At 71.5% G+C, this 18,657-nt stretch carries 14 protein-coding genes; 9 read left to right on the forward strand and 5 right to left on the reverse strand.

Annotated features, from left to right (window positions below):
* Nucleotides 1-69 precede the first annotated feature (69 nt).
* Nucleotides 70-513 carry a cupin domain-containing protein gene (locus J2S57_RS10925; RefSeq protein WP_307241201.1) on the forward strand — a complete coding sequence of 148 codons (444 nt, stop codon included), beginning with the start codon at nt 70-72 and terminating at the stop codon, nt 511-513.
* Between the two features lie 92 nt (nt 514-605).
* On the opposite strand, the gene J2S57_RS10930 is transcribed toward J2S57_RS10925, so the two are convergent.
* On the reverse strand, nt 606-2,504 hold the full coding sequence (locus J2S57_RS10930) for an ABC transporter permease (RefSeq protein WP_307241203.1): 1,899 nt from the start codon (nt 2,502-2,504) through the stop codon (nt 606-608).
* Between the two features lie 164 nt (nt 2,505-2,668).
* Here J2S57_RS10930 and J2S57_RS10935 point away from each other — a divergent pair, with 164 nt between their 5' ends.
* From J2S57_RS10935 to J2S57_RS10945, 3 genes are read left to right on the forward strand one after another with little or no spacing between them, the layout of a single operon-like run.
* A complete protein-coding gene (locus tag J2S57_RS10935; protein ID WP_307241205.1) occupies nt 2,669-3,589 on the forward strand; it encodes an AAA family ATPase in 921 nt (306 codons plus the stop codon).
* A 1-nt stretch (nt 3,590) separates the two neighbouring features.
* Nucleotides 3,591-4,847 (forward strand): DUF58 domain-containing protein, encoded by a 1,257-nt coding sequence (locus tag J2S57_RS10940; protein WP_307241207.1) that lies wholly within the window; start codon nt 3,591-3,593, stop codon nt 4,845-4,847.
* Nucleotides 4,844-7,525 carry a transglutaminaseTgpA domain-containing protein gene (locus J2S57_RS10945; protein ID WP_307241209.1) on the forward strand — a complete coding sequence of 894 codons (2,682 nt, stop codon included), beginning with the start codon at nt 4,844-4,846 and terminating at the stop codon, nt 7,523-7,525. The genes J2S57_RS10940 and J2S57_RS10945 overlap by 4 nt, the downstream gene beginning before the upstream one ends.
* Here J2S57_RS10945 and J2S57_RS10950 read toward each other — a convergent pair.
* The 3 genes from J2S57_RS10950 to J2S57_RS10960 all read right to left on the reverse strand — a co-directional run bounded on the left by J2S57_RS10950 (nt 7,522) and on the right by J2S57_RS10960 (nt 10,868).
* Nucleotides 7,522-8,979: a UDP-N-acetylmuramoyl-tripeptide--D-alanyl-D-alanine ligase gene (locus J2S57_RS10950; protein WP_307241211.1), complete on the reverse strand. Its 1,458-nt coding sequence runs from the start codon at nt 8,977-8,979 to the stop codon at nt 7,522-7,524. The two genes, J2S57_RS10945 and J2S57_RS10950, sit on opposite strands and share 4 nt — an antisense overlap.
* A gap of 62 nt (nt 8,980-9,041) precedes the next feature.
* The gene (locus J2S57_RS10955; protein WP_307241213.1) at nt 9,042-9,902 is read right to left on the reverse strand and encodes an MBL fold metallo-hydrolase; all 861 of its coding nucleotides are present in this window, start codon (nt 9,900-9,902) and stop codon (nt 9,042-9,044) included.
* A 348-nt stretch (nt 9,903-10,250) separates the two neighbouring features.
* Nucleotides 10,251-10,868 (reverse strand): TetR/AcrR family transcriptional regulator, encoded by a 618-nt coding sequence (locus J2S57_RS10960; RefSeq protein WP_307241215.1) that lies wholly within the window; start codon nt 10,866-10,868, stop codon nt 10,251-10,253.
* A gap of 97 nt (nt 10,869-10,965) precedes the next feature.
* Here J2S57_RS10960 and J2S57_RS10965 point away from each other — a divergent pair, with 97 nt between their 5' ends.
* Nucleotides 10,966-12,372: an MFS transporter gene (locus J2S57_RS10965; protein WP_307241218.1), complete on the forward strand. Its 1,407-nt coding sequence runs from the start codon at nt 10,966-10,968 to the stop codon at nt 12,370-12,372.
* Here the strand turns inward: J2S57_RS10965 and J2S57_RS10970 are convergent.
* On the reverse strand, nt 12,321-13,076 hold the full coding sequence (locus J2S57_RS10970; protein WP_307241220.1) for a (2Fe-2S)-binding protein: 756 nt from the start codon (nt 13,074-13,076) through the stop codon (nt 12,321-12,323). The two genes, J2S57_RS10965 and J2S57_RS10970, sit on opposite strands and share 52 nt — an antisense overlap.
* Nucleotides 13,077-13,416: 340 nt before the next feature.
* Between J2S57_RS10970 and J2S57_RS10975 the strand changes: the two genes are divergently transcribed.
* From J2S57_RS10975 to J2S57_RS10990, 4 genes are read left to right on the forward strand one after another with little or no spacing between them, the layout of a single operon-like run.
* On the forward strand, nt 13,417-14,604 hold the full coding sequence (locus J2S57_RS10975) for an ATP-grasp domain-containing protein (protein WP_307241222.1): 1,188 nt from the start codon (nt 13,417-13,419) through the stop codon (nt 14,602-14,604).
* Nucleotides 14,601-16,439, forward strand: coding sequence for an IucA/IucC family protein (locus tag J2S57_RS10980; protein ID WP_307241224.1), 1,839 nt, complete (start codon nt 14,601-14,603; stop codon nt 16,437-16,439). The genes J2S57_RS10975 and J2S57_RS10980 overlap by 4 nt, the downstream gene beginning before the upstream one ends.
* Nucleotides 16,440-16,483: 44 nt before the next feature.
* Nucleotides 16,484-18,082, forward strand: a complete 1,599-nt coding sequence (locus J2S57_RS10985) for an IucA/IucC family protein (protein ID WP_307241226.1) — start codon at nt 16,484-16,486, stop codon at nt 18,080-18,082.
* Nucleotides 18,079-18,603, forward strand: a complete 525-nt coding sequence (locus J2S57_RS10990) for a YbaK/EbsC family protein (RefSeq protein ID WP_307241228.1) — start codon at nt 18,079-18,081, stop codon at nt 18,601-18,603. Before J2S57_RS10985 ends, J2S57_RS10990 begins: the two co-directional genes overlap by 4 nt.
* The last annotated feature ends 54 nt before the right edge of the window (nt 18,604-18,657 follow it).

Here is an 18,657-nt window from a genome sequence, read left to right on the forward strand (position 1 = left end):
GCGAATCGCTCGCGATCCCGGACCTCCCTCACCTCCGCCGTCACGCACGATGCGCCCTAAGGTGCCGCCATGCCGACGCTTCCCGAATGGGCCACCGGCCTCAACCTGCAGCCTCATCCCGAGGGTGGCTGGTTCGCCGAGACCTACCGGTCCACCCACGAGCTCCCGCCCGGGCAGCTGCCCGACGCCGGATACGAGGGACCACGCTCGCTGGCCACGTCGATCCTCTTCCTGTTGCTGCCCGGCGAGACCTCGGCCTGGCACGTGGTCCGCTCCGACGAACTCTGGATCCATCAGCGGGGCGGCCCCCTCGCCCTGGGCCTGGGCGGTACCGATCCGGCCGCACCCGGCCCAGCGGTCGAGTCGATCCTGGGCACCGAGCCGAACCAGAGTCCGCAGCTGCTGGTGCCGGCCGGCACCTGGCAGACGGCTCGTCCGGCCGGAGACGAACCGGTGCTCGTGGGATGTGTGGTCACACCCGGTTTCGACTACCGCGACTGGCGGCTGGCCTGACGTTCGAGCCCTGACCTCAAAGCCCCCAACGAAGGACGGTGTGGTCGCCCGCGCGGGCGACCACACCGTCCTTCATCGGTGTTGCGGAGAAATCAGACGGCCGCGGCGGTCTTCTCCTCGGCCTGCTCCAGCTCCAGAGCCTGCTGCTCGGCCTGGATCTCGGCGAGCCGGTCGTTGTTGTTGCGCAGCAGCGAGCCGAGGAGCAACAGCGCCGCGCCGACAACGGTGTAGATCACGAAGACCAGCAGGGCCGACTTGCTGCCCTGGCCGTCGAAGAACGCCATCGAGCGCAGCACGGTGGCGGTGGCGCCGGGCGGCATCAGCTGGCCGACGGTGCCCCACGGGGTGGGCAGCCACTCGGGCACGCTGCTCAGACCGGAGAGCGGGGCGCCGAACAGCACCAGGATCGCCGCGCCGATACCCAGACCCCAGCGGCCGAGCAGGGCGTGCAGTCCGAGCAGGACGATGCTCGTGGTGAGCACGCCTGCCGCGAGACCGGCCGAGAGCAGCCAGTACTGCGTGGCGTCCGTGCCCGCGGTGGACTTGGTGACGAAGTTCAGCACCGCCGCGATCGCCAGGCCGAGAGCGGCGGAGGCCAGCACGGCGCCACCGATCTGGGCCAGCGGACGACGCCGGTACAGCAGCGCCAGCGCGATCGCGGGCAGGACCGAGAGGATGACCAGCGGGAGCTCGGCGGCGGCGAGGCCGTCACCGCGCGGGTCGCCGAGGGGCTGAGCAACCACGTCGACCACGGTGACCTGGGCGCCGGCCTGCTGCATCAGGGTGTTGGCCACGGTCTGCAGAGCATCGGAGGCCTGGATGCCGGCCGCCGAGGCGATCATCATCTGGGCCTGGGTGTCGTCTACATAGAGACCGCCGTAGACCTCACGGTCTTCGATGCCGCTACGCAGATCGTCTTGCGTGGTGTAGACGCGTACGTCGAACGTGCCTTCGCCACCGAACTGCTCGAGCAGCGTCGTGAGCTGCCCGGTGATCTCCGCGGCGCCGCCGACGCCGACCGGCACCTCGTGCGGCTTGCTCTTGGCGATCGGCAGGGTCATGGCCCCGATCAGCAGCGCCGCGATCGCGGCGAGCGCGACCAGGGTGCCGATCAGCGGGAACAGGGTGTCGTACTTGCCGTCGGCGCGGGGGGTGCGGGGCTGCTTGGGCTCCTGCACACCCCAGCCACCGGTGGCGGGGGGCTCACCGACGGGGGACGCGGTGGTGGCGTCGACGTCGCCGGCGGCCTGAGCGCTGGTTGCGTCGGCAGCCGAGGCGGCGCCCGTGCCCGTGGCCGTGCCGGTGCCCGTGCCGGTGCCGGTGCCGGTGCTGGTGCTCGTGGCCGTGCCGGTGCCTGCGCTGGTGCTCGTGGCCGGGCTGCTGCTCGGCGTCGAGCTGCTGTTCGCGGACGGGGTGGTGACCGCCGCGGCCGCCACCGGGGCCGCGACCGTGGTGGCGGCTGCCGTGTCGTCAGCCGTGTCGTCGGTCTTGTCGTCGCTCGCCCCGGCGCCGGACGTCGCCGTGCTGTCGGAGCTGTCGCTGCTGTCGGCCTTGGCGGCCGAGGTCGGCAGCGGCTTGAGCGTCAGGTCGGCGGCCTCGGGCTTCGAGGTGCCGATCGGCTTGGTGGCGCCGGCAGTCGGCACAGCATCTGCATTCGTGTCCGAATTGTTGCCAGAAGCGGTGGCCGAGGCCGGGCTGTCGGTGGTGTCGGCGGAGGTCGTGCCGGTCGCGTCGGCGGTGTCGCCCGCGGCGCTGACCACACCCTCGTCGGTGGTGTCCTGCGTCTCGGAGGGTTCGTCGTCGGTGGTGTCGACAGCCACCGTGGTCTCGGTGGAGGACTCCCCGGCCGGGGACGAATCCTGCGTGCCCGTGGGGGCACTGGTGCTCACGGCGTTTTCGGTCGTACTCTTCGTGGCGGCCTCGGGAGCGTCCGTGACATCCTTCTCCGAGTCGGTTTCGGGTCCCTTGCCGGACGCCGAATCGCGGGTCATCGTCTCTCCTCTTCACGGGGTGGATCACGAGGGTGGGCCGCGCGCACCTTAGCCGACTCACCCGTGAGCCCCTGACAGGACATTTGCCCTGGTTGGCCAGTTGTTGGCCGGGTGTTGACCGGGTCACGTTCAAGCGCGGGCCCCGGCTGCCGACCCAAGAGTGCATGGACGTCGCGCCCGCTGCCCGCCTGGTGGCCAACATCGAGCAGGTGGTGCGTGGTCAGCACGCCGCGGTCGAACTGCTGACCATTGCCGTCCTCGCGGGCGGTCACGTGCTGATCGAGGACGCGCCGGGCACCGGCAAGACCACCCTCGCACAGTCGGTGGCCCGGACGGTGGGTGGCGCGTTCCAGCGAGTGCAGGCCACGGCCGACCTGATGCCCTCGGACATCACCGGTTCGTCGGTCTGGGACCCCAGCCGCCGCGAGTTCAGCTTCGTGCCAGGCCCGGTGTTCGCCGACGTGCTGCTGGTGGACGAGCTGAACCGGATGCCCCCGCGCACCCAGTCGGCGCTGCTCGAGGTGATGGCCGAGCGGATGGTCACCGTGGACGGGGTGCGGCATCCGGTGCCGCCCAGCTTCTTCCTGGTGGCCACGCAGAACCCTCTCGAGCAGCACGGCACCTACCCGCTGCCGGAGGGCCAGCTCGACCGCTTCGACGTGCGCATCCACCTGAAACCCCTGACCGCCGTGGATGAGTTCACCGTGGTGCGCGAGCAGCTGACCGGCCCGACCGTGGCCACGCTGGCGCCGGTGCTCGACCCGGCCGGGCTCAACGCCCTGCGGGACAGTGTGCGCGCCGTGTTCCTGGCCGAGCCGGTGCTGGAGTATGCCGTCAAGCTCGCCCGCTCGACCCGCACCGACCAGCGGATCCGCGCCGGGGCCGGGTCCCGGGCCGCCATCGCCCTGGCCCGCTGCGCCCAGGCCCGCGCCCTGCTGCACGGCCGTGAGTACGTGGCCCCCGAGGACGTCGCCGAGCTCGCCGGGCCGGTGCTCGCCCACCGGATCGTGCCCGCCGTCGCCGACCCGGCCGAGACCCTGATCAACGACCTGGTGAGGGCACAGCCGGTGCCGGTGCCGGTCTGACATGCCCAGCGACGCCCGCGACCACACCCCCGGTGGATCTCCCGCCGGCGCCACCCCCGAGCTGACCGGCACCGCGACCGGCACCGCGACCGGCACCGCGCCGACGAACACGCCCGGCCGCTTGATCGGCGACGGTCCCGGCGGCCCAAACAGCAGCCCGACCAGCAAGGGGCCCGGCCGCCTGACCGGGCGAGCGACCGGTGGCCTGCGCGAGCGCATGCAGCGCGAGATGCGCCTGATACGGCCGATCACCCCCGGCGGCTGGCTCGCGATCATGCTGGCCGCGGTGCTGGCAGCGATCGCGATCCGCGCGCTGAACCCCTGGCTGCTGCTCGTGGCCTGTGCGCTCGCGGTGCCGGTGTTGCTCTCGCAGTTCTTCCGGCCGGACCTGCGCTCGGTGTCGGTGGCCTTTCGCTCGCCGGAACGGATGGTGGTGGGAGAGGCCGCGGAGCAGGTGCTCTCGATCCGGAACGACGGCGTGCACAGCACTCCTGGCCTCGGGGTGGTGCACACCTGCGCCGGGCTCCCGCCGGTGTCGCTGGCGGTGCCTCCGCTGCCGCCCGGTGGCCAGGCCGAGTTCACGGTGAGCCGGGTGCCCGTGCGCCGGGTGCGGGCCGACACCCACGAGATCAGGCTGTGGACGACGGCTCCCTTCGGGATGGCCGGCCACGCCCGGCGGATCCGCAGCCGGGCCGCGATCTGCGTGCACCCCGCCCGGGTTGCCGCGGTCGACATAGGCACCGGACACCTGGGCGTTGAGGACGCAGCCGGCGCCCGCCCGACCCCGGCCGGCAGCGAACCCCACGGCCTGCGCGAATGGCGCCACGGCGACGACCGCCGCCACGTGAACTGGCGCGCGACCGCCCGCCAGCCCCGGCCCGAGCAGCTCATCGTGGTGGTGCCGGAGCCCGAGGTGGAGTCACGGCTGATCATGCTGGTCACCGGCTCGGCGCAGGACGAGGCCTGGGAGGAGCTGCTCTCGCTGGCGGCCTGGTCGGCCTGTGCCGCGGTGGGCACCCACTCGGACGTGACTCTGCTGGCCCCCGGGGTGGAGCCGTGGAGCGGGACGGACGAGCAGCAGATCCTGGACTGGTTCGCCGGCCTCGACGAAGCCGGGACCGAGGCAGCGACGACCAGCGCGACGGCCGAACACGACGAGTTCCACACCCAACTACACGTCCGAACCACCCCCGGGGTTGTCATGATCCACGCACAAACCCGCCCCTTCGGACTTCACCCCGCCGAAGGCACCCCGTGAAGAACGCCGCCACCCTGCTCACCCTGGCCTCCGCCGCGGCGGCCCTGGGGCTGGCCGGCCTCCTCCCGGCCGTGGTCTGCCTGCTCGTGATCGTGCTCATCGTGGTCGTCGGGGTGTTCGTGCCCGCCCGCTTTCCGCAGGTCACGGCCGTCTCCTGGCGTAGGACGGCGGTGGCCGCGGCCTCGATCGGCCTGGTCGTGCTGGCCACCGCGCTGACCGGGTCACGGGCCCTGGTCACCGGCGACATCGAGGACCCACTCGCGAGCGCCGCCTCGGTGCTGGCCGTACCCGACGGCGTCCCTCTCGGTCTGCTCGCCGCCCTGGCCGCCGGCTCGCTGGTCGCGGTCACGCTCGAGCTCGGCGACCGTCGCGGCGTGCAGTCCGGCCTGGTGCTGGGCGCCGCCGTGCTCGGTCTGGCCTGTGTCGCCGCGCCGAACGGGCAGCGGCTGCTGATCCCGATCGTCGTGGGCTGGCCCGCCGCCCTGTTCGCCCTGACCCGGCTCACCACGGTGCAGACCCGGCAGACCCCGACCGTCACCGCCATGACCCTGACCCGCGACGCCGACGCGCCGGCCGAGTCGTCGCTGTCCCCGGCCCTGCGCTGGCGTGTGCTGCCGGTGCTGCTGGCCATCACCCTGAGCTGCGGTCTTCTCGGGGCGGCGGCCGCGTCGGGCATGACCGAGATCGCCCGCAACGCCGCCTCCGGCAGTGCGGGCGGAGGCTTCTCGGGCAACGGCGCCCGGGCCTGGGACACGAAGTTCCTCGGTGGCCAGATGGCCCTGAACTCCCGTGGTCCCCTCAGCGAGACCGCCGTCGCAGAGGTCCCCGCCGATGCTCCCGCCCACTGGCGCACAGCCACACTCGACCTCTACACCGGTGCGGGCTGGGAGACCACGGGTCGCTCCGCCCTCGTCACCACCCTGCAGAACAACGGCAACGCCGTGCAGTTGCGCACAGAGGGCACCGATTCAGCAATGGACGCGGGGGGCACCGAAACTCCGACGGTCACCGAGGATTCGAGCGGGTCCGACCCGACCCCAACCGCCGCCGAGGACACCACCACCGATACGGACGCAGCCACCGACCAGGGCACCAGCGGCACCAGCGAAGACGCGACCACTGACCAAGGCACGAGCGAGGACGCCGGCGCGAGTGGGGACGCGGGCGCGAGTGGGGACGCGGGCGCGAGTGGGGACGCGGGGACCAGCACGAGCAGCACGATCAGCCCGAGCGCCCCGGCCACCGCCGACGGTGGTCCGGGTTCCCCCATCGACTCCTCACCGGCCGTCCCCGGCGACCTGACCAACCCCGCCGCCCCCGGTGACCTCGGAATCGGCGAGGACACCGGCACGTCCGGCGGCGCCGACACTCTCGGGACCGGCACCCCCGCACCCCAGAACACTGAAAGTCCCGGGAGCCCGGAAAGCCCCGGGACAGCACCCCCGGAGAACTCCACGACCCAGCTCGGCACCACCCGCACCGACCAGGTCCGGATCCGCGGCAACGGCACCGCCCAGCTGATCGCCCCCGGCCGCGTCCTGTCCGCCGACCTGCCCGCCGGATACGCCGGCCGCACCTACGTCTCCAACGGCGACCGCGTCCTGATGCCCTCCCGCAACAACGACGAGTACCTGATCAGCAGCCGCGTCTATCCCGACACCACCCGGCCCGCCTCGCTCGGAACCGCGGCGGGAACCGCGGTGGCGACCGCGGTGGCGACCGACGCCGGGAGCCCCGCCGCAGCCCGAAGCGCCAGGGGGACCACCATCGACCCCCGCTGGCTGCAGGTGCCCGACACCCTGCCCACCCGCGTGCGGGACCTGAGCCGCGAACTCACCGCCACCGCCCCCACCCGGCTCGCCGCCGTGCAGGCGATCGAGGCCCGCCTGCGCCAGATGATGACCTACACGCTCGACGCCGCCGTGCCTCCGGAGGGCCAGGACGCCGTGGACTTCGCGCTGTTCGAGTCCGGCCAGGGTTACTGCGAGCACTTCGCCAGCGCCGAGCTGATGCTGCTGCGTGCGGCCGGCATCCCGGCGCGGATGGTCGTGGGTTACCTGGCGGACGGAAGCGACGCCAATGACGGACGTCAGGTGCTCCGGGCGTCGGCGGCCCACGCCTGGGTCGAGGTCTGGTTTCCCGGCGCGGGCTGGGTGACCTCCGACCCGACCCCCTCCGGCGGCGCCGGCCAGAGCTTCTTGCAGACCGTGAGCAACACCTTCGACCGGCTGACCCACCAGCTCGCGGAGAGGGCCCTGGCCTTCCTGACCGGCGTGGTCGGCCCGGTGGCCCTGATCGTGCTGGCCCTGCTGCTGTGGCTGTTCCGGGGTCCTCTGCTGAAGATCGTGCTGAGGGCCCGTCGCCGTCCGAAGCCGGCAACGGGCGACCGCATCGATCCCGACCTGCGAAAAGCCTTCGGCAGCCTGCAGTCAGCGCTGGCCCGGGAGGGAACCCCGAGGTTGGCGCACGAGTCGGTCACGGCCCTGCGTGACCGTGTGATCGGCGACCGCGCCTACGGTGAGACGCAGGAGAAGGCCGACCTGGAAAAGGCTTTCGACGTTCTCCACCGCGCCCTCTACGCGAAGGTGCCGCCCGGCACCCACGAATGTGCCGACGCGTCCACCATTCTGGATCGCGAAGCCACTCGCCGACTGGAGGCCCAGAAGCAGAAGGCCTAGCCCGTGGTGAGTTTCGGGCAGTCGGCGCAGTTGATGTAGAGCGGGCAGGTGGTGAGCGCACAGACCACCTGATGCCCCGCCAGACCCAGGTAGACCCGCTCCATGTGCACCGCCCGCGACCCCTTGGCCAGCACCACCGCGTGCTCGTCGGACCCCTCGAGAATGCTCTTGACCTGGGCCAGCGCCTCCTGGGCGGAGTCTGCCGAGCCGATCGAGGTCAGCCCCTCGGCCGCCGCCCGCTCGCGCAGCGGGGCCGCCGCCGCCCCCACCGTGATCAGGTGCGTCACGCTGGAGGCCGCCTTGTGGCCCACCCGCGAGTGCAACTCTTCGGAGAACTGACCGAGCTCGCCCATCTGCCCCAGCACGGCCACCTTCACCGTGCCCGGCAGGCTGGCCAGCAGGTCGAGCGAGCCGATCATGGCGTCGGGACTGCCGTTGTAGCTGTCGTCGATCATCAGCAGCTCGTCGTCGATGCGCCGCAGTGACGCGCGCCCGGCCGGCGGCTGCACCCCCCGCAACGCCTCGATGCTCTCCGCCGGCGCGATGCCGTAGACCCGGCCCACCGCCACCGCGAGCATGGCCGCGTAGCCGAAGTGCCGCCCGGCCGCCCCGATGCTGAAGGGCAGCCGCTGCCCGTCGACCTCGATGACGCCCTGGGTGCCGTGCTCGTCGACCGTGACGTCGACCGCGCGCAGGTCGTTGCCCTCGTCGAACCCCACGCGCACCACCGTGGCGGCGGCCGCCCCCGGCCGCCCGAGCGTGGTGCGGGTGAGCAGCTCGTCGTCACCGTTCACGATCCACGTCCCACCGGGGCGGGTGTGGTTGAAGATGTCGGTCTTCTCGTTCGCCAGCTCCTGCTGACTCGCGAAATTGCCCAGGTGCGCGAACCCGACGTTGGTCACCACCGACACGTTCGGCGAAACCAGACCGGTCAGGTGGCCGATCTCACCGGGGTGGTTGGTGCCGATCTCGGAGATCACCTGTGACTGCCCGGGCTCGATGGCCGTCAGCGTCAGCGGCACACCGAGGTGGTTGTTGAAACTGGCCTTGTTCGCGAGGATGTCGAACTTCGACTGCAGAACCTGGGCGATCAGCGTCTTGGCGGTGGTCTTGCCGGCCGAGCCGGTCACCGCGATCACCGAGGCGCTGCTGCGCGACCGGGCCACAGCCGCGGCCTCCTGCAGCGCGACCAGCGTGTCGGGCACCCGCACGACGGTGACACCGAGCTCCAGCAGTTCCGGGACAACGCGGCTGACCAGTACACCCGTCGCCCCGGCGCGCACCGCGGCCGCCGCGAAGTCGTGGCCGTCGCGGCTCGGGCCCCCGATCGCGACGAAGAGCTCGCCCCCGGTGATGTCGCGGGTATCGACGCTCGCGCGGCCGAACTGCTCGGCATTCCTCCGCACGACCTCGGCACCTTCGACCGCCGCGAGGACGTCGCCCACCTGGATCACAGAACCGTTCCCTCCGTACTTACTGCCGGAGAGCCGATCCTACGTGCCCTAAAGGGCACACCTCACAGCTGAGCGAGCTGCGCCAGATGCTCCTGGGCCCGGCGCAGCGCGATGAAACCGGCCGCGGAACCGACGGCCAGGCGACCGGCGTGCCACTCCAGCTCGGCGTCGTCGAGGTGCGGGGGCAGCCGCCGGGCGACGTCGGCCACCTGCGCGATCTCGGTGGCCTGCCGGGCCACGAACCCGGCATCGACCACGTCACCGTGACCGGGCACGACCACGCCACTCAGCCGGTCGAGCAGCCGGTTCAGCGTGGCGGCCCAGTCGAGGGGGTAGGCGTGGTCGAACGACGGCGGCGCGCCCTGCTCGACCAGGTCACCGACGAAGGCGACGTGGGCGTCGGGCACCTCCACCACCATGTCGTGGTCGGTGTGCCCACGCCCCGGATGGTGCAGCACCACGTGCCGCCCACCGAGATCGAGGGTGGCGTCGCACGACATGGTGCGGTTGGGCGGCGTGATGCGCACGGCGTCGACCTCGTCGGCCAGCACCTCCTGCCCGGACTCGCGCAGCCAGCCCGCGATCTCGGCGCGCTGGCACCGGCCGTTGGCGGACAGGTCGGCGTGACACCGCTCGTGCGACCAGATCTCACAGCCGGGCTGGGCGTCGGCGAACACCTGGGTGCCGAAGCAGTGGTCGAAGTGCGAGTGGGTCAGGGCCACCACGTGCGGCAGCCCGGTGACCGAGCGGACCGCGCGGTAGAGCTCCCGCCCCTCGCGCTCGTTGCCCCGGGTGTCGATCACCAGGCAGCGGTCTTCGCCGAGGACCAGGCCGGCGTTCATGTCGAGCGTCTTGTTGCGGCGCACGAAGACCCGGTCGCCGACCTCGCGCCAGCGACCCCAGGGGGTGGTGTCGATACTCACCGGACGGTTCCGCGGTGCTGGGTGAACAACTCGGCTCCCTCGTTCCGGCCTTCGGCTCCCCAGCCGAAGACACGCCGACGGTTGTTGCATCGAGCGCCGGACTGGTCTGCCTTCGCAGCGACAATCCGCATTGAGTACACAACGCAGAGTACGCCCGTTCTGACCGAATTCGGGAACTCAGGGTAGTGCGATCATGACGGTGGGGGAGAATGGCGCGGATCTGCACCGGATCGTTACTCAAGGCAAACGGTCCGCTGCCCTGAGCCACCTGTCAATAGGTGCTCTGGACCAGTCGGTCACCGGGGGCAGACCGGTCGGTCCAGGGCGATTGACCGGTCGAGCGCGCGCTCAGATGGCCGGTTCCGCCGCGTATGCCCGCAGGAACGTGTCTACCCCGTCGTGCACGGCCCCCTCGAAGGCCTCCGTGCTGATGCGCTGTGTGCCCAGCACCGTGAGCCCGGGCAGCTCCGCGTTCACGAGCACCATGAACTGCCGCGCGGCCTTGACCGGATCGGCGATACGCAGAAAACCAGCGTTGCCGAGCATGGCGAGACGCCCGGCGAGCGCCTCCTGCACCGGGCGAACCGCGCGCACCTGAACGACGTCGAAGATGTCGGGGTCGCGCCCGACCTCGGCCGCGATCATCCGGTCCAGAAACACCGAGCACGGGCTCAGCGAGCAGTCGGCCAAGCCCAGACCGAGCCGGTAGAGCGCCTCCTGCCAGCCCTCGGCGGAGTAGTCGAGCTGGGCGATCGCGCCGAGCGCGGCCTCGTTCTGCTGTTGCGCCGAGTCGGCCACCGACTCCCGGAACAGCTGCTCCTTGCCGCCGAAGTGGCTGTACACCGTGGGTTTGGAGACGCCGGCCCGGGAGGCGATGGCGTCGATGCTCGCCCGCTCGTACCCCTCTTCGCCGAAGATCGGCGCGGCCGCGTCGAGAATCTCGCGCCGTCGGTCTCTCAGAGCCACGCCTTTGATTCTACGTCCAGTTTCCTCTGACGACCGTGTGGCTTCCACCGCACTTACTGGTTGGTTTGATTGAACTGGTGGGTTTAGTTTGACGCTCATGACAGTCAAAGAGGTGCCCAGGTCGGCACTCGCGGCCGTCGCCACGGCGGCCCTTCTCGCGGTGCTCGACGGCACGGTGGTGGCGGTGGCGCTCGACTCGCTGGCCGATTCGTTCGACGCCCGTCTCGACCAGGTGGTGTGGGTGACCATCGCGTATCTGCTGGCGGTGGCGTCGGTGCTGCCGGTGCTCAGCTACTTGACCTCCCGGTTCGGTCCGCGCGCCCTGTTCGTCACCGGGATGCTGATCTTCCTGGCCGGTTCCGGTCTGACGGCGCTGTCCTGGTCGGTGCCCGCGCTGATCGGGTTCCGGGTGGTCCAGGGCATCGGGGGCGGCATCGTCGAGCCGACCGCGATGACGCTGGCCGCCGGCCTCGCCCCCGAGGGACAGATGGGCCGGGTCATGGGCGTGATGTCGATGATCGTGAACGTGGCCCCGGTGCTCGGCCCGCTCGTCGGCGGGCTCCTGCTCCAGACCGGGCACTGGCAGTGGATCTTCGTGGTCAACCTGCCTCTCGGACTACTGGTGCTGGGCGCGGTGCTCCGGGTCACCAGGGCTCGAATGGAGGACGCCCCTCAGGCCCGGGCGGGATCCGTCGCCGATGTGCGGGGTCTCCTCATGCTCACGGCCGGGTTCGTCGGGGTGCTGTTCGCCCTGAACCGTTCCGGGGAGAGCGGTCTGAGTCCCGTGGTCGTCCTGACCGGCGTCGTCGGGGTTCTCCTCCTGGCCGCCTACGCACCGCACGCCGCCCGCGTCACCCGTGCCGGTCGTCCACCCGCATTCGATCTGCGACTGCTCGCCCGCCCCGGTTTCGGCGCGAGCATGGGGGTGATGGGCCTGGTCGGGCTGGTCATGTTCATCCAGCTGACGTCGCTGCCCCTGTTCGCCGCGCAGCGGTTCGGCGTGTCCGGGCTGGAGCAGGGGGTACTCGTCAGCGCCCTGGGCATCGGGCTCCTGGTGTCGATGAGCGCGAGCGGCCGGCTGAGCGACAGCATCGGTGCGCGTCCGCTGGTGGCCGGGGGGGCGGTCGTCACCCTGGCCGGGGCGCTGGTCTTCGTGGCCGGGCACGACCAACTGCCGCCGACGGTGCTCTACGTGCTCTTCGTCGTGGTCGGCCTGGGCTTCGGCGCCACCGCGGCCCCGACCGTGGCCGGGGCGTTCCGGTTGCTCGGGCCGGGGGAGCAGGCGGCGGGTACGACCGCGTTGTTCATGACCGTGCAGTTCGGCGCGTCGGTGGGCGTGACCCTGCTCGGTCTGCTGCGGACGGTGTCACCGGACTGGGTGAGTTGGCTGTTCCTGATCGTCGCCGGGGCCCAGCTGATCGTGCTCGCTCTGGCCACCCGGCTCGCGGTGCGTCAGGGGGCGGTCTTGACGAGCGGGCAGCCGCCGCACTTCTCCTCGTCCTGACGATAGAAGAGGCAGCACATGCCCCGCACCGGATCGAGCGTGCTGTTCTCCAGGATGCGCACCGTGCCGCGCCGCCGGATCGGGGCGCCCTCGGCCACCAGGGCATCGAGGAAGAGCTGACCGGCGGCGCGACCGGCCTCCTGGCTGCCGCCCACCAGCGCCGGGCTCTTGGTGGTCGGGCTCAGCACCGAGTCGGCGACCTGGTTCCACATCGCCACCGTGCCGTAGCGAGTGCGCGCGTGGATCTGCTCGATCAGGGGCGCCAGCGTCGCGTAGGCGTTGCGGGCCGCCCACGACACCAGCCCGGCGAGGTCCTCGGTGACGTCGACACCCGGCGTGCCGGCCAGCTCATCGGTCGGCAGCACCGCGAAACGGGTTGATCGCACGGCGATCTGGGCGACGAGGCCCTCGTCGTCGAGCCGCAGCACCAGCGAGTCGGGCCCGGTGTCGTAGGCCTGGCCGGTGTTCGCGATCGCGACGCCGAGACGGCCGGCCGCCGCGTAGCCCAGGCTGCCGATCAGCCGGGCGCCGGTGACCGCCGGGCCGTGGCGGAGGTGAGGCCCCTCGGATGTGAGCATGGCCTCGATCACCTCACGCGGAGTGATCCACCGACCGCGCTCGGGAACCTCACCGAAAGGCCACGCCGCGTAGGCGTGAGGGCTCTCCGGGTCGAGTTCGGTCAGGCGCTGGGCGAGCAGTCTCACCGGGTTGACGCTGATCACTTTCTGCGACCGACCGGGAGATGCGAGAGAGGCGTGAATGACACTGTGAACTGCCATCTGTCGCCTCCTTCGATAGGCCCGGCGTGACTCCGCGCAGCCACTATAAGGTAAGCCTTGCCTCAATCGAACAGGGGCGCATGTCGAGTTCTGGGGGGTTGTTCGTCGTGTCACCGGGGGTGCTCGGCACGTACCTGTCGGGTACTGAGCGGGCGAGCTTGAGGGGGATCCGGGGTGACATTGAGTGGTGGCTCGATGGCCGGCTCCGGAACGTTCCCGGGCGAGGGCTGTCCGGAGCACAACTGCTCGTGTTGGAGTGATCCACATGGCCGTGGTTCTGCTCGCCCGTAATCCCACCGACTCCGTCACGCACGGACTGCTGCCCGCCGCCCGGGACCTGGGACTTCCCGTCCGGGTGCTGACCGACGACCCGGACGCGCACCGGCGCGCCTACGCCGATCGGCCGGATGCCCCCGAGGTCGTGGGAGTTTCGGTGCACGACGTGCGGGCCGTGCTCGCCGCGATCGAGGCCACCGGCCGGCCCGCCGCGGTGATCAGCAACAGCGACCACCTCCAGGTTCAGACCGCCCTGGCCGCGCAGTACCTGGAACTGCCCGGCAAGGACTGGCGTTCGGCCCAGCGCGCCCGCGACAAGGGCCTGATGCGGGCCCGGCTTCGATCGGCGGGACTGGACGACACCTACTGCCATCGACTCGTGACCGGCGTTCCGCTGCCCGAGGCTGCGGACATTCCCTTCCCGGTCGTTCTCAAACCCGCAGAAGGCGTCGCCAGTGAAGACGTCGTGCTGGTGAGTGATCGGGATGAGTTGGTGCGAAGGGTCTTTGAGACACGGGCGAGGCGCGAGGGCGACCTGCTGCTGGAAGGCCTGCTCGACGGTCCGCTGCGCACGCTCGAGACCTTCGGCGACGGCGAGCGCCTGCGGGTGCTCGGCAGCTGGCAGACCCGGGTGTCGCCCCCGCCGTACTTCATCGAGGAGCGCCTGACCTGGAACCCGGCGCCCGACCCGGCCGAGGTCACGGCCGTGCTGGCCCAGCTGGAACGGCTCGGCGCGGGTTTCGGCGCCTGCCACACCGAGTACATCGTGACGGCTGCCGGTCCCCGGCTGGTCGAGGTCAACGACCGGATCATCGGCGACCACTGCGACTTCGCGATGGCCCGGCTGCTCGGCGAGCCCTTGTTCCACGAGCTGTTGCGCCTGCTCACGGGTGAGCCACTGGAGCCGCCGGTCCCGAAAGAACCACAGGCCGGGGTGGTGCACTGGGTGCTGGTCGATGCCGGCGGGGTGCTGCTCAAGGCTCCGGACGCGTTCACCGAGCAGCGGGGCGAGTACCAGCTCGACTACCGGCCCATGAAAGACGTGGGCACACCGGTGCGCGTGACCGGGACCAATCGCGACTACCTCGGCTCGGTCACCGTGACCGGCCCCGACTCCGCCGGGGTCGAGGCCGTGACCGGTGAGTTCCTGGCCGGCGGGCACTGGGTGATCGGATGAGGCCCGCACGTCGTCCCGCGCCTCGTCCCGCTCCCGCCTTCGAGCGCGACCTGGTGCTGCGTCTCGGCACCGCGCTGCTCCGCGAGGACGTGGCCGGTCTGCGCACCCGCGGTCAGCTGATGCCCGCGCCGAGCCCGCGGGTGGCTCACGGCGGCTCGGGTCTGCGCTCGTCGATCGGGTGGACGCAGCGGGTCGAGAAAGAGGAGCGGTACGCCGACCTCTGGCTCGCCCTGAACGGCCTTCGCCTTCCGGTGCGCGTGGGGTCACCGTCACGTGGTGACCTGGTCAGCGACCTGGTGATGCGCGAACCCCGGGTGATCCGGGTCAGCCCGACGTCGCGGTCCGAGGCCACCCGGCTCAGTGCCGTCGTCCACGTGCTCGAGTCCGAGCTGCTGAGTGGTGTCGCTCCCGGGCTGGCGCACGAGTACCGCACCGGTTTCCGGGCTCTCCTCGCCGAGGCGCGGGCGGCCGGGAGCGCCGCGAAGGTCCGGCGGGCGCACCGGTCCGAGGTCATGGGACGCCTGCGGGTGTCGTGGACCGAGGCCCTGGCCACGCCCACGCCACAGCCCGACGACCAGACCGTCGACGTGGTCACGGCGCAGTCCTGGGAGATCTCGGAGACCCTGTCCGCCTACCGCGACCACCCGATCTACCCGTTCTCGATGGCCCGGGTCGGGCTGCGCCGCGCCGACCTGCGCCGCTGGGCGCCGGAACACGCGCCGCGCTTCGGTCTGCGCTGGGTGTCGGTGCCCCGCGAGCTGGTCAGCACCTCGGGTGACCTGCCCGGCTGGTGGCCCGGCGACGACCGGGTGGCCATCCCCGTGCACCCGGCCATGACCAAGAAGCAGCTGGGCGGAGTGCTCGAAGCCGCGAAGATCCCGGCCCGGCCGTTCCCGGCGCCCCGGCTGCAGGTCCGGCCCACTCTTTCGATGCGCACCGTGGTGCCGGAGGCCGACCGGTCGGTGCACCTGAAGGTGCCGATGCCGATGCGCACCCTCGGCCGGCTGAACCTGCGCCTGGTCAGCCGGGCCTCGCTCGCTGACGGTGCGGTGCTGTCGCAGGGCCTGAGTGAGCTCATCCGCAACGACGGGCAGTTCGCCGAGTCGGTGCTCACCGCCGACGAGAGCACCTGGCTGCACGCAGACAACCACCTCGCCGTGCTGGTGCGCCGCTGGCCGGTGCTCACCGACGCCCGGGTGCTGCCGGTGGCCGGGCTCACCGCTCGCGGGTGGGACGGGCGCCTGCTCGGCGTCATGCTCGCCGAGCGGTTCTTCGGCGGCGACCTGGACGCGTTCCTCGGCAGCTACCTGCGCACGCTGCTGACCTGGCAGGTCACGCTGTGGCTGAAGCACGGCATCGTGCACGAGGCGCACTCGCAGAACGTGCTCGTCGTGGTGGACGAGAACCGGGTGCGCCTGCTGCTGCGCGACCTGGACAGCTGCCTCGTCGACCCGGACCTGGGCAGCAGCGTCACGCAGGGGCTCGCCGAGAGACTCACCGACCACCGGCTGATCGCGAAGGACCCGGTGGATCTGGCTGCCATGTTCGTCACCACCACGCTGCACCAGTGCGTGGCCTCGGTGCTGATCTCGACCGCGACGGCCCTGGGCCGACCGGTCACCCCGCTGCTGGCCCAGGTCCGACCGCTGCTGCTGGAGATCGCCGAGTCGCACCCGGATGCACGCGACACCGCACTCCTGACCTCAGGAATCGCCCGGGCGGAGAGACTTCCGGTGAAACGGACGCTCACCGCCGCCACTCTCCTGCCGAAATCCCGCACCGGAGCTGCCGACGTGAACAAGTTCTACGGCGCCGACGCGCCCACCTACCTGTGACGCTGACCGAGGGCCGCAGCAATCTGGTGCGACGGTCCGATGCGGTGAGCGCCGAGGCCGTCACCATCATCGCCCTGCTCAACTGCCTGGTGCGGGAGGTCTCCGGTCCGGCCGGTCTCGTCACGCCGGACGGGGCCGACCGGGTGACCATCCGGCTGGAGAAATCGGACAGGACCTTAAGTGCCGGGCTGCTGCGGCCGATGGGCAATGTTTCCCGTGAAACTATGCAGCCGCGATTCAGTGGTCAGGTTGAATCGGGCGAAAAGCCGCTGAGCTGGCGTGAAGTGCTCGAGCTGGTGGACGCCGAGCTGACCGCCATCACCGGCGCGACGGCCGAGCACCTGACCGGTCAGATCGCGATCTCGAACGGGCTGATCGCCGAGGCCCTGCGGCGGCCGGTGCCCGAGCCGTCGCCACACCCGTACCTCGACCTCGAGCAGTCGCTGCTCGCCGGGCACCGCTACCACCCGGCTCCCAAGGCCAGGTCGGGATCCGTGGGTGAGATCCGGCGGTACGCCCCCGAGCTGGGCGCCCGGTTCCAGCTGCACCACCTGGCCGTGCGGTCGGAGCTGGTGCGCGAGATTGGCGCGGAACCGGACCACGACCAGGCTCCCTCGGGCTACCGCCTGCTGCCTCTGCACCCCTGGCAGTACGCGATCCTCAGCCGGGGGCGAGAGCTGCCGGCCGCTCTCGGCGACGGCCGCGCCATCGACCTGGGCCCGAGCGGCCCGATGATGCGCCCCACGTCGTCGGTGCGCACGGTCGCGGCCGACGACACCGGATTCGTGAAGCTCAGCCTGAGTGTGCTCATCACCAACTGCCTGCGCATCAACCCCTGGCACGAGGTGCAGGCCGCGGTCACGCTGGCCGGGCTGCTCGAGTCGCTGCGCCGGGAGCTGGCCGTCCGCTTCCCCGGCACGGTGCTGCTGCGCGAGACCCGCGGGATGACGGCCGACCTGGGTCCCGGCACGGCCGACCAGCTCGGCGTGATCCACCGTGAGGGCTTGGGCGCGCTCGCCCCGGGGGTGCTGGCCGTGCCGTCGGCGGCGCTCGCCGAGCCGGTGCCGCACCCGATCGTGCAGCGGCTGCTCTCGCGTCTCACCAGCGACCGTTCGCTGCTGCTCGACTGGTGGCGGCGCTACCTGCGGCACCTGCTGCCGCCGGTGCTGCACGCCTTCGCCCGGCACGGCGTGGTCTTCGAGGCCCACCTGCAGAACGTGGTGGTCGGGCTCGATCCGCAGGGCCTGCCGGTGCAGCTCGTCCTGCGTGATCTGGAAGGTGTGAAGCTGGTGCGCGAGCAGCGGCCCGACGACCTCGCCGCGATGCCCGAACCGGTCCGTGCCCATGTCGGCACTCCGCGCGGCCGGGGCTGGGACCGGGTCGGCTACTGCCTGCTCGCGAATCACGTCGGCGGGCTGGTCTCGGCCCTGGCCGACCGCGACCCGGGAGCCGAACCGGCGCTCTGGGCGGCCGTCCACGACCAGCTGGCCGAGGCCGAGCCGTTCGCCGAGCTGGAGGCCGTGCTCGCCGGGGAACCGGTGCCGGCCAAGACCAATCTGCTCACCCGCTGGCGGTCCGCCGCGGATCGCGACAGCGGATATGTGCCCCTCTTCCTGCCGTTGACGGCAGACTCGAGAACATGAACCTCACCTGGCAACCCGCGTCCGAACGCCCTGACCTGCTCGCCGACACCGTGCGCAAGGCGATCGAGAGCGACCCGGCCCTGGCCGCCGTGGTCGAGGTCGCCGAGATCGATCCGGCCCACTCGGACACGGCCGTGCTGGTCGAGCAGTACAGCGACGTGACCCTCGAGGACTGCGGCAACTGCGTGCTGGTGTCGGGCAAGCGCGGTGGCGAGGTCTCACTGGCTGCCTGCCTGGTGCTCGGGGCGACCCGGGCCGACGTCAACGGGGTGGTGCGCCGGCACCTGAACGTGCGCAAGGCGTCGTTCGCGCCGCTGGCCGAGGTGGAGCAGGCGACGGGCATGGAGTACGGCGGCATCACCCCGATCGGCCTGCCGCCGGAGTGGCAGCTGCTGATCTCGGAGGGCGTGGCCGCGCATCCGCGAGTGGTCATCGGGAGCGGGGTGCGGCGGTCGAAGCTGCGGCTGCCCGGGGCGGCGCTGACCGGAACCGTTCTCCCCGGGCTGGCCCTGGAAATCTGAGGCAACCCGCCAGACCCGAGGCAGCACACGAGATCAACGACGAAGGCCGCCCAC

Origin of the sequence: Kineosporia succinea (assembly GCF_030811555.1) — a bacterium.
Taxonomy (GTDB): Bacteria; Actinomycetota; Actinomycetes; order Actinomycetales; family Kineosporiaceae; genus Kineosporia; species Kineosporia succinea.

What these genes read in the sequence shown, in the direction of transcription:
- J2S57_RS10980 (WP_307241224.1), top strand. Translation starts at nt 14,601, where the DNA reads ATGAGGCCCGCACGTCGTCCCGCGCCTCGTCCCGCTCCCGCCTTCGAG.
- J2S57_RS10925 (WP_307241201.1), top strand. Translation starts at nt 70, where the DNA reads ATGCCGACGCTTCCCGAATGGGCCACCGGCCTCAACCTGCAGCCTCAT.
- J2S57_RS10975 (WP_307241222.1), top strand. Translation starts at nt 13,417, where the DNA reads ATGGCCGTGGTTCTGCTCGCCCGTAATCCCACCGACTCCGTCACGCAC.
- J2S57_RS10940 (WP_307241207.1), top strand. Translation starts at nt 3,591, where the DNA reads ATGCCCAGCGACGCCCGCGACCACACCCCCGGTGGATCTCCCGCCGGC.
- J2S57_RS10990 (WP_307241228.1), top strand. Translation starts at nt 18,079, where the DNA reads ATGAACCTCACCTGGCAACCCGCGTCCGAACGCCCTGACCTGCTCGCC.
- J2S57_RS10965 (WP_307241218.1), top strand. Translation starts at nt 10,966, where the DNA reads ATGACAGTCAAAGAGGTGCCCAGGTCGGCACTCGCGGCCGTCGCCACG.
- J2S57_RS10930 (WP_307241203.1), bottom strand. Translation starts at nt 2,504, where the DNA reads ATGACCCGCGATTCGGCGTCCGGCAAGGGACCCGAAACCGACTCGGAG.
- J2S57_RS10935 (WP_307241205.1), top strand. Translation starts at nt 2,669, where the DNA reads ATGGACGTCGCGCCCGCTGCCCGCCTGGTGGCCAACATCGAGCAGGTG.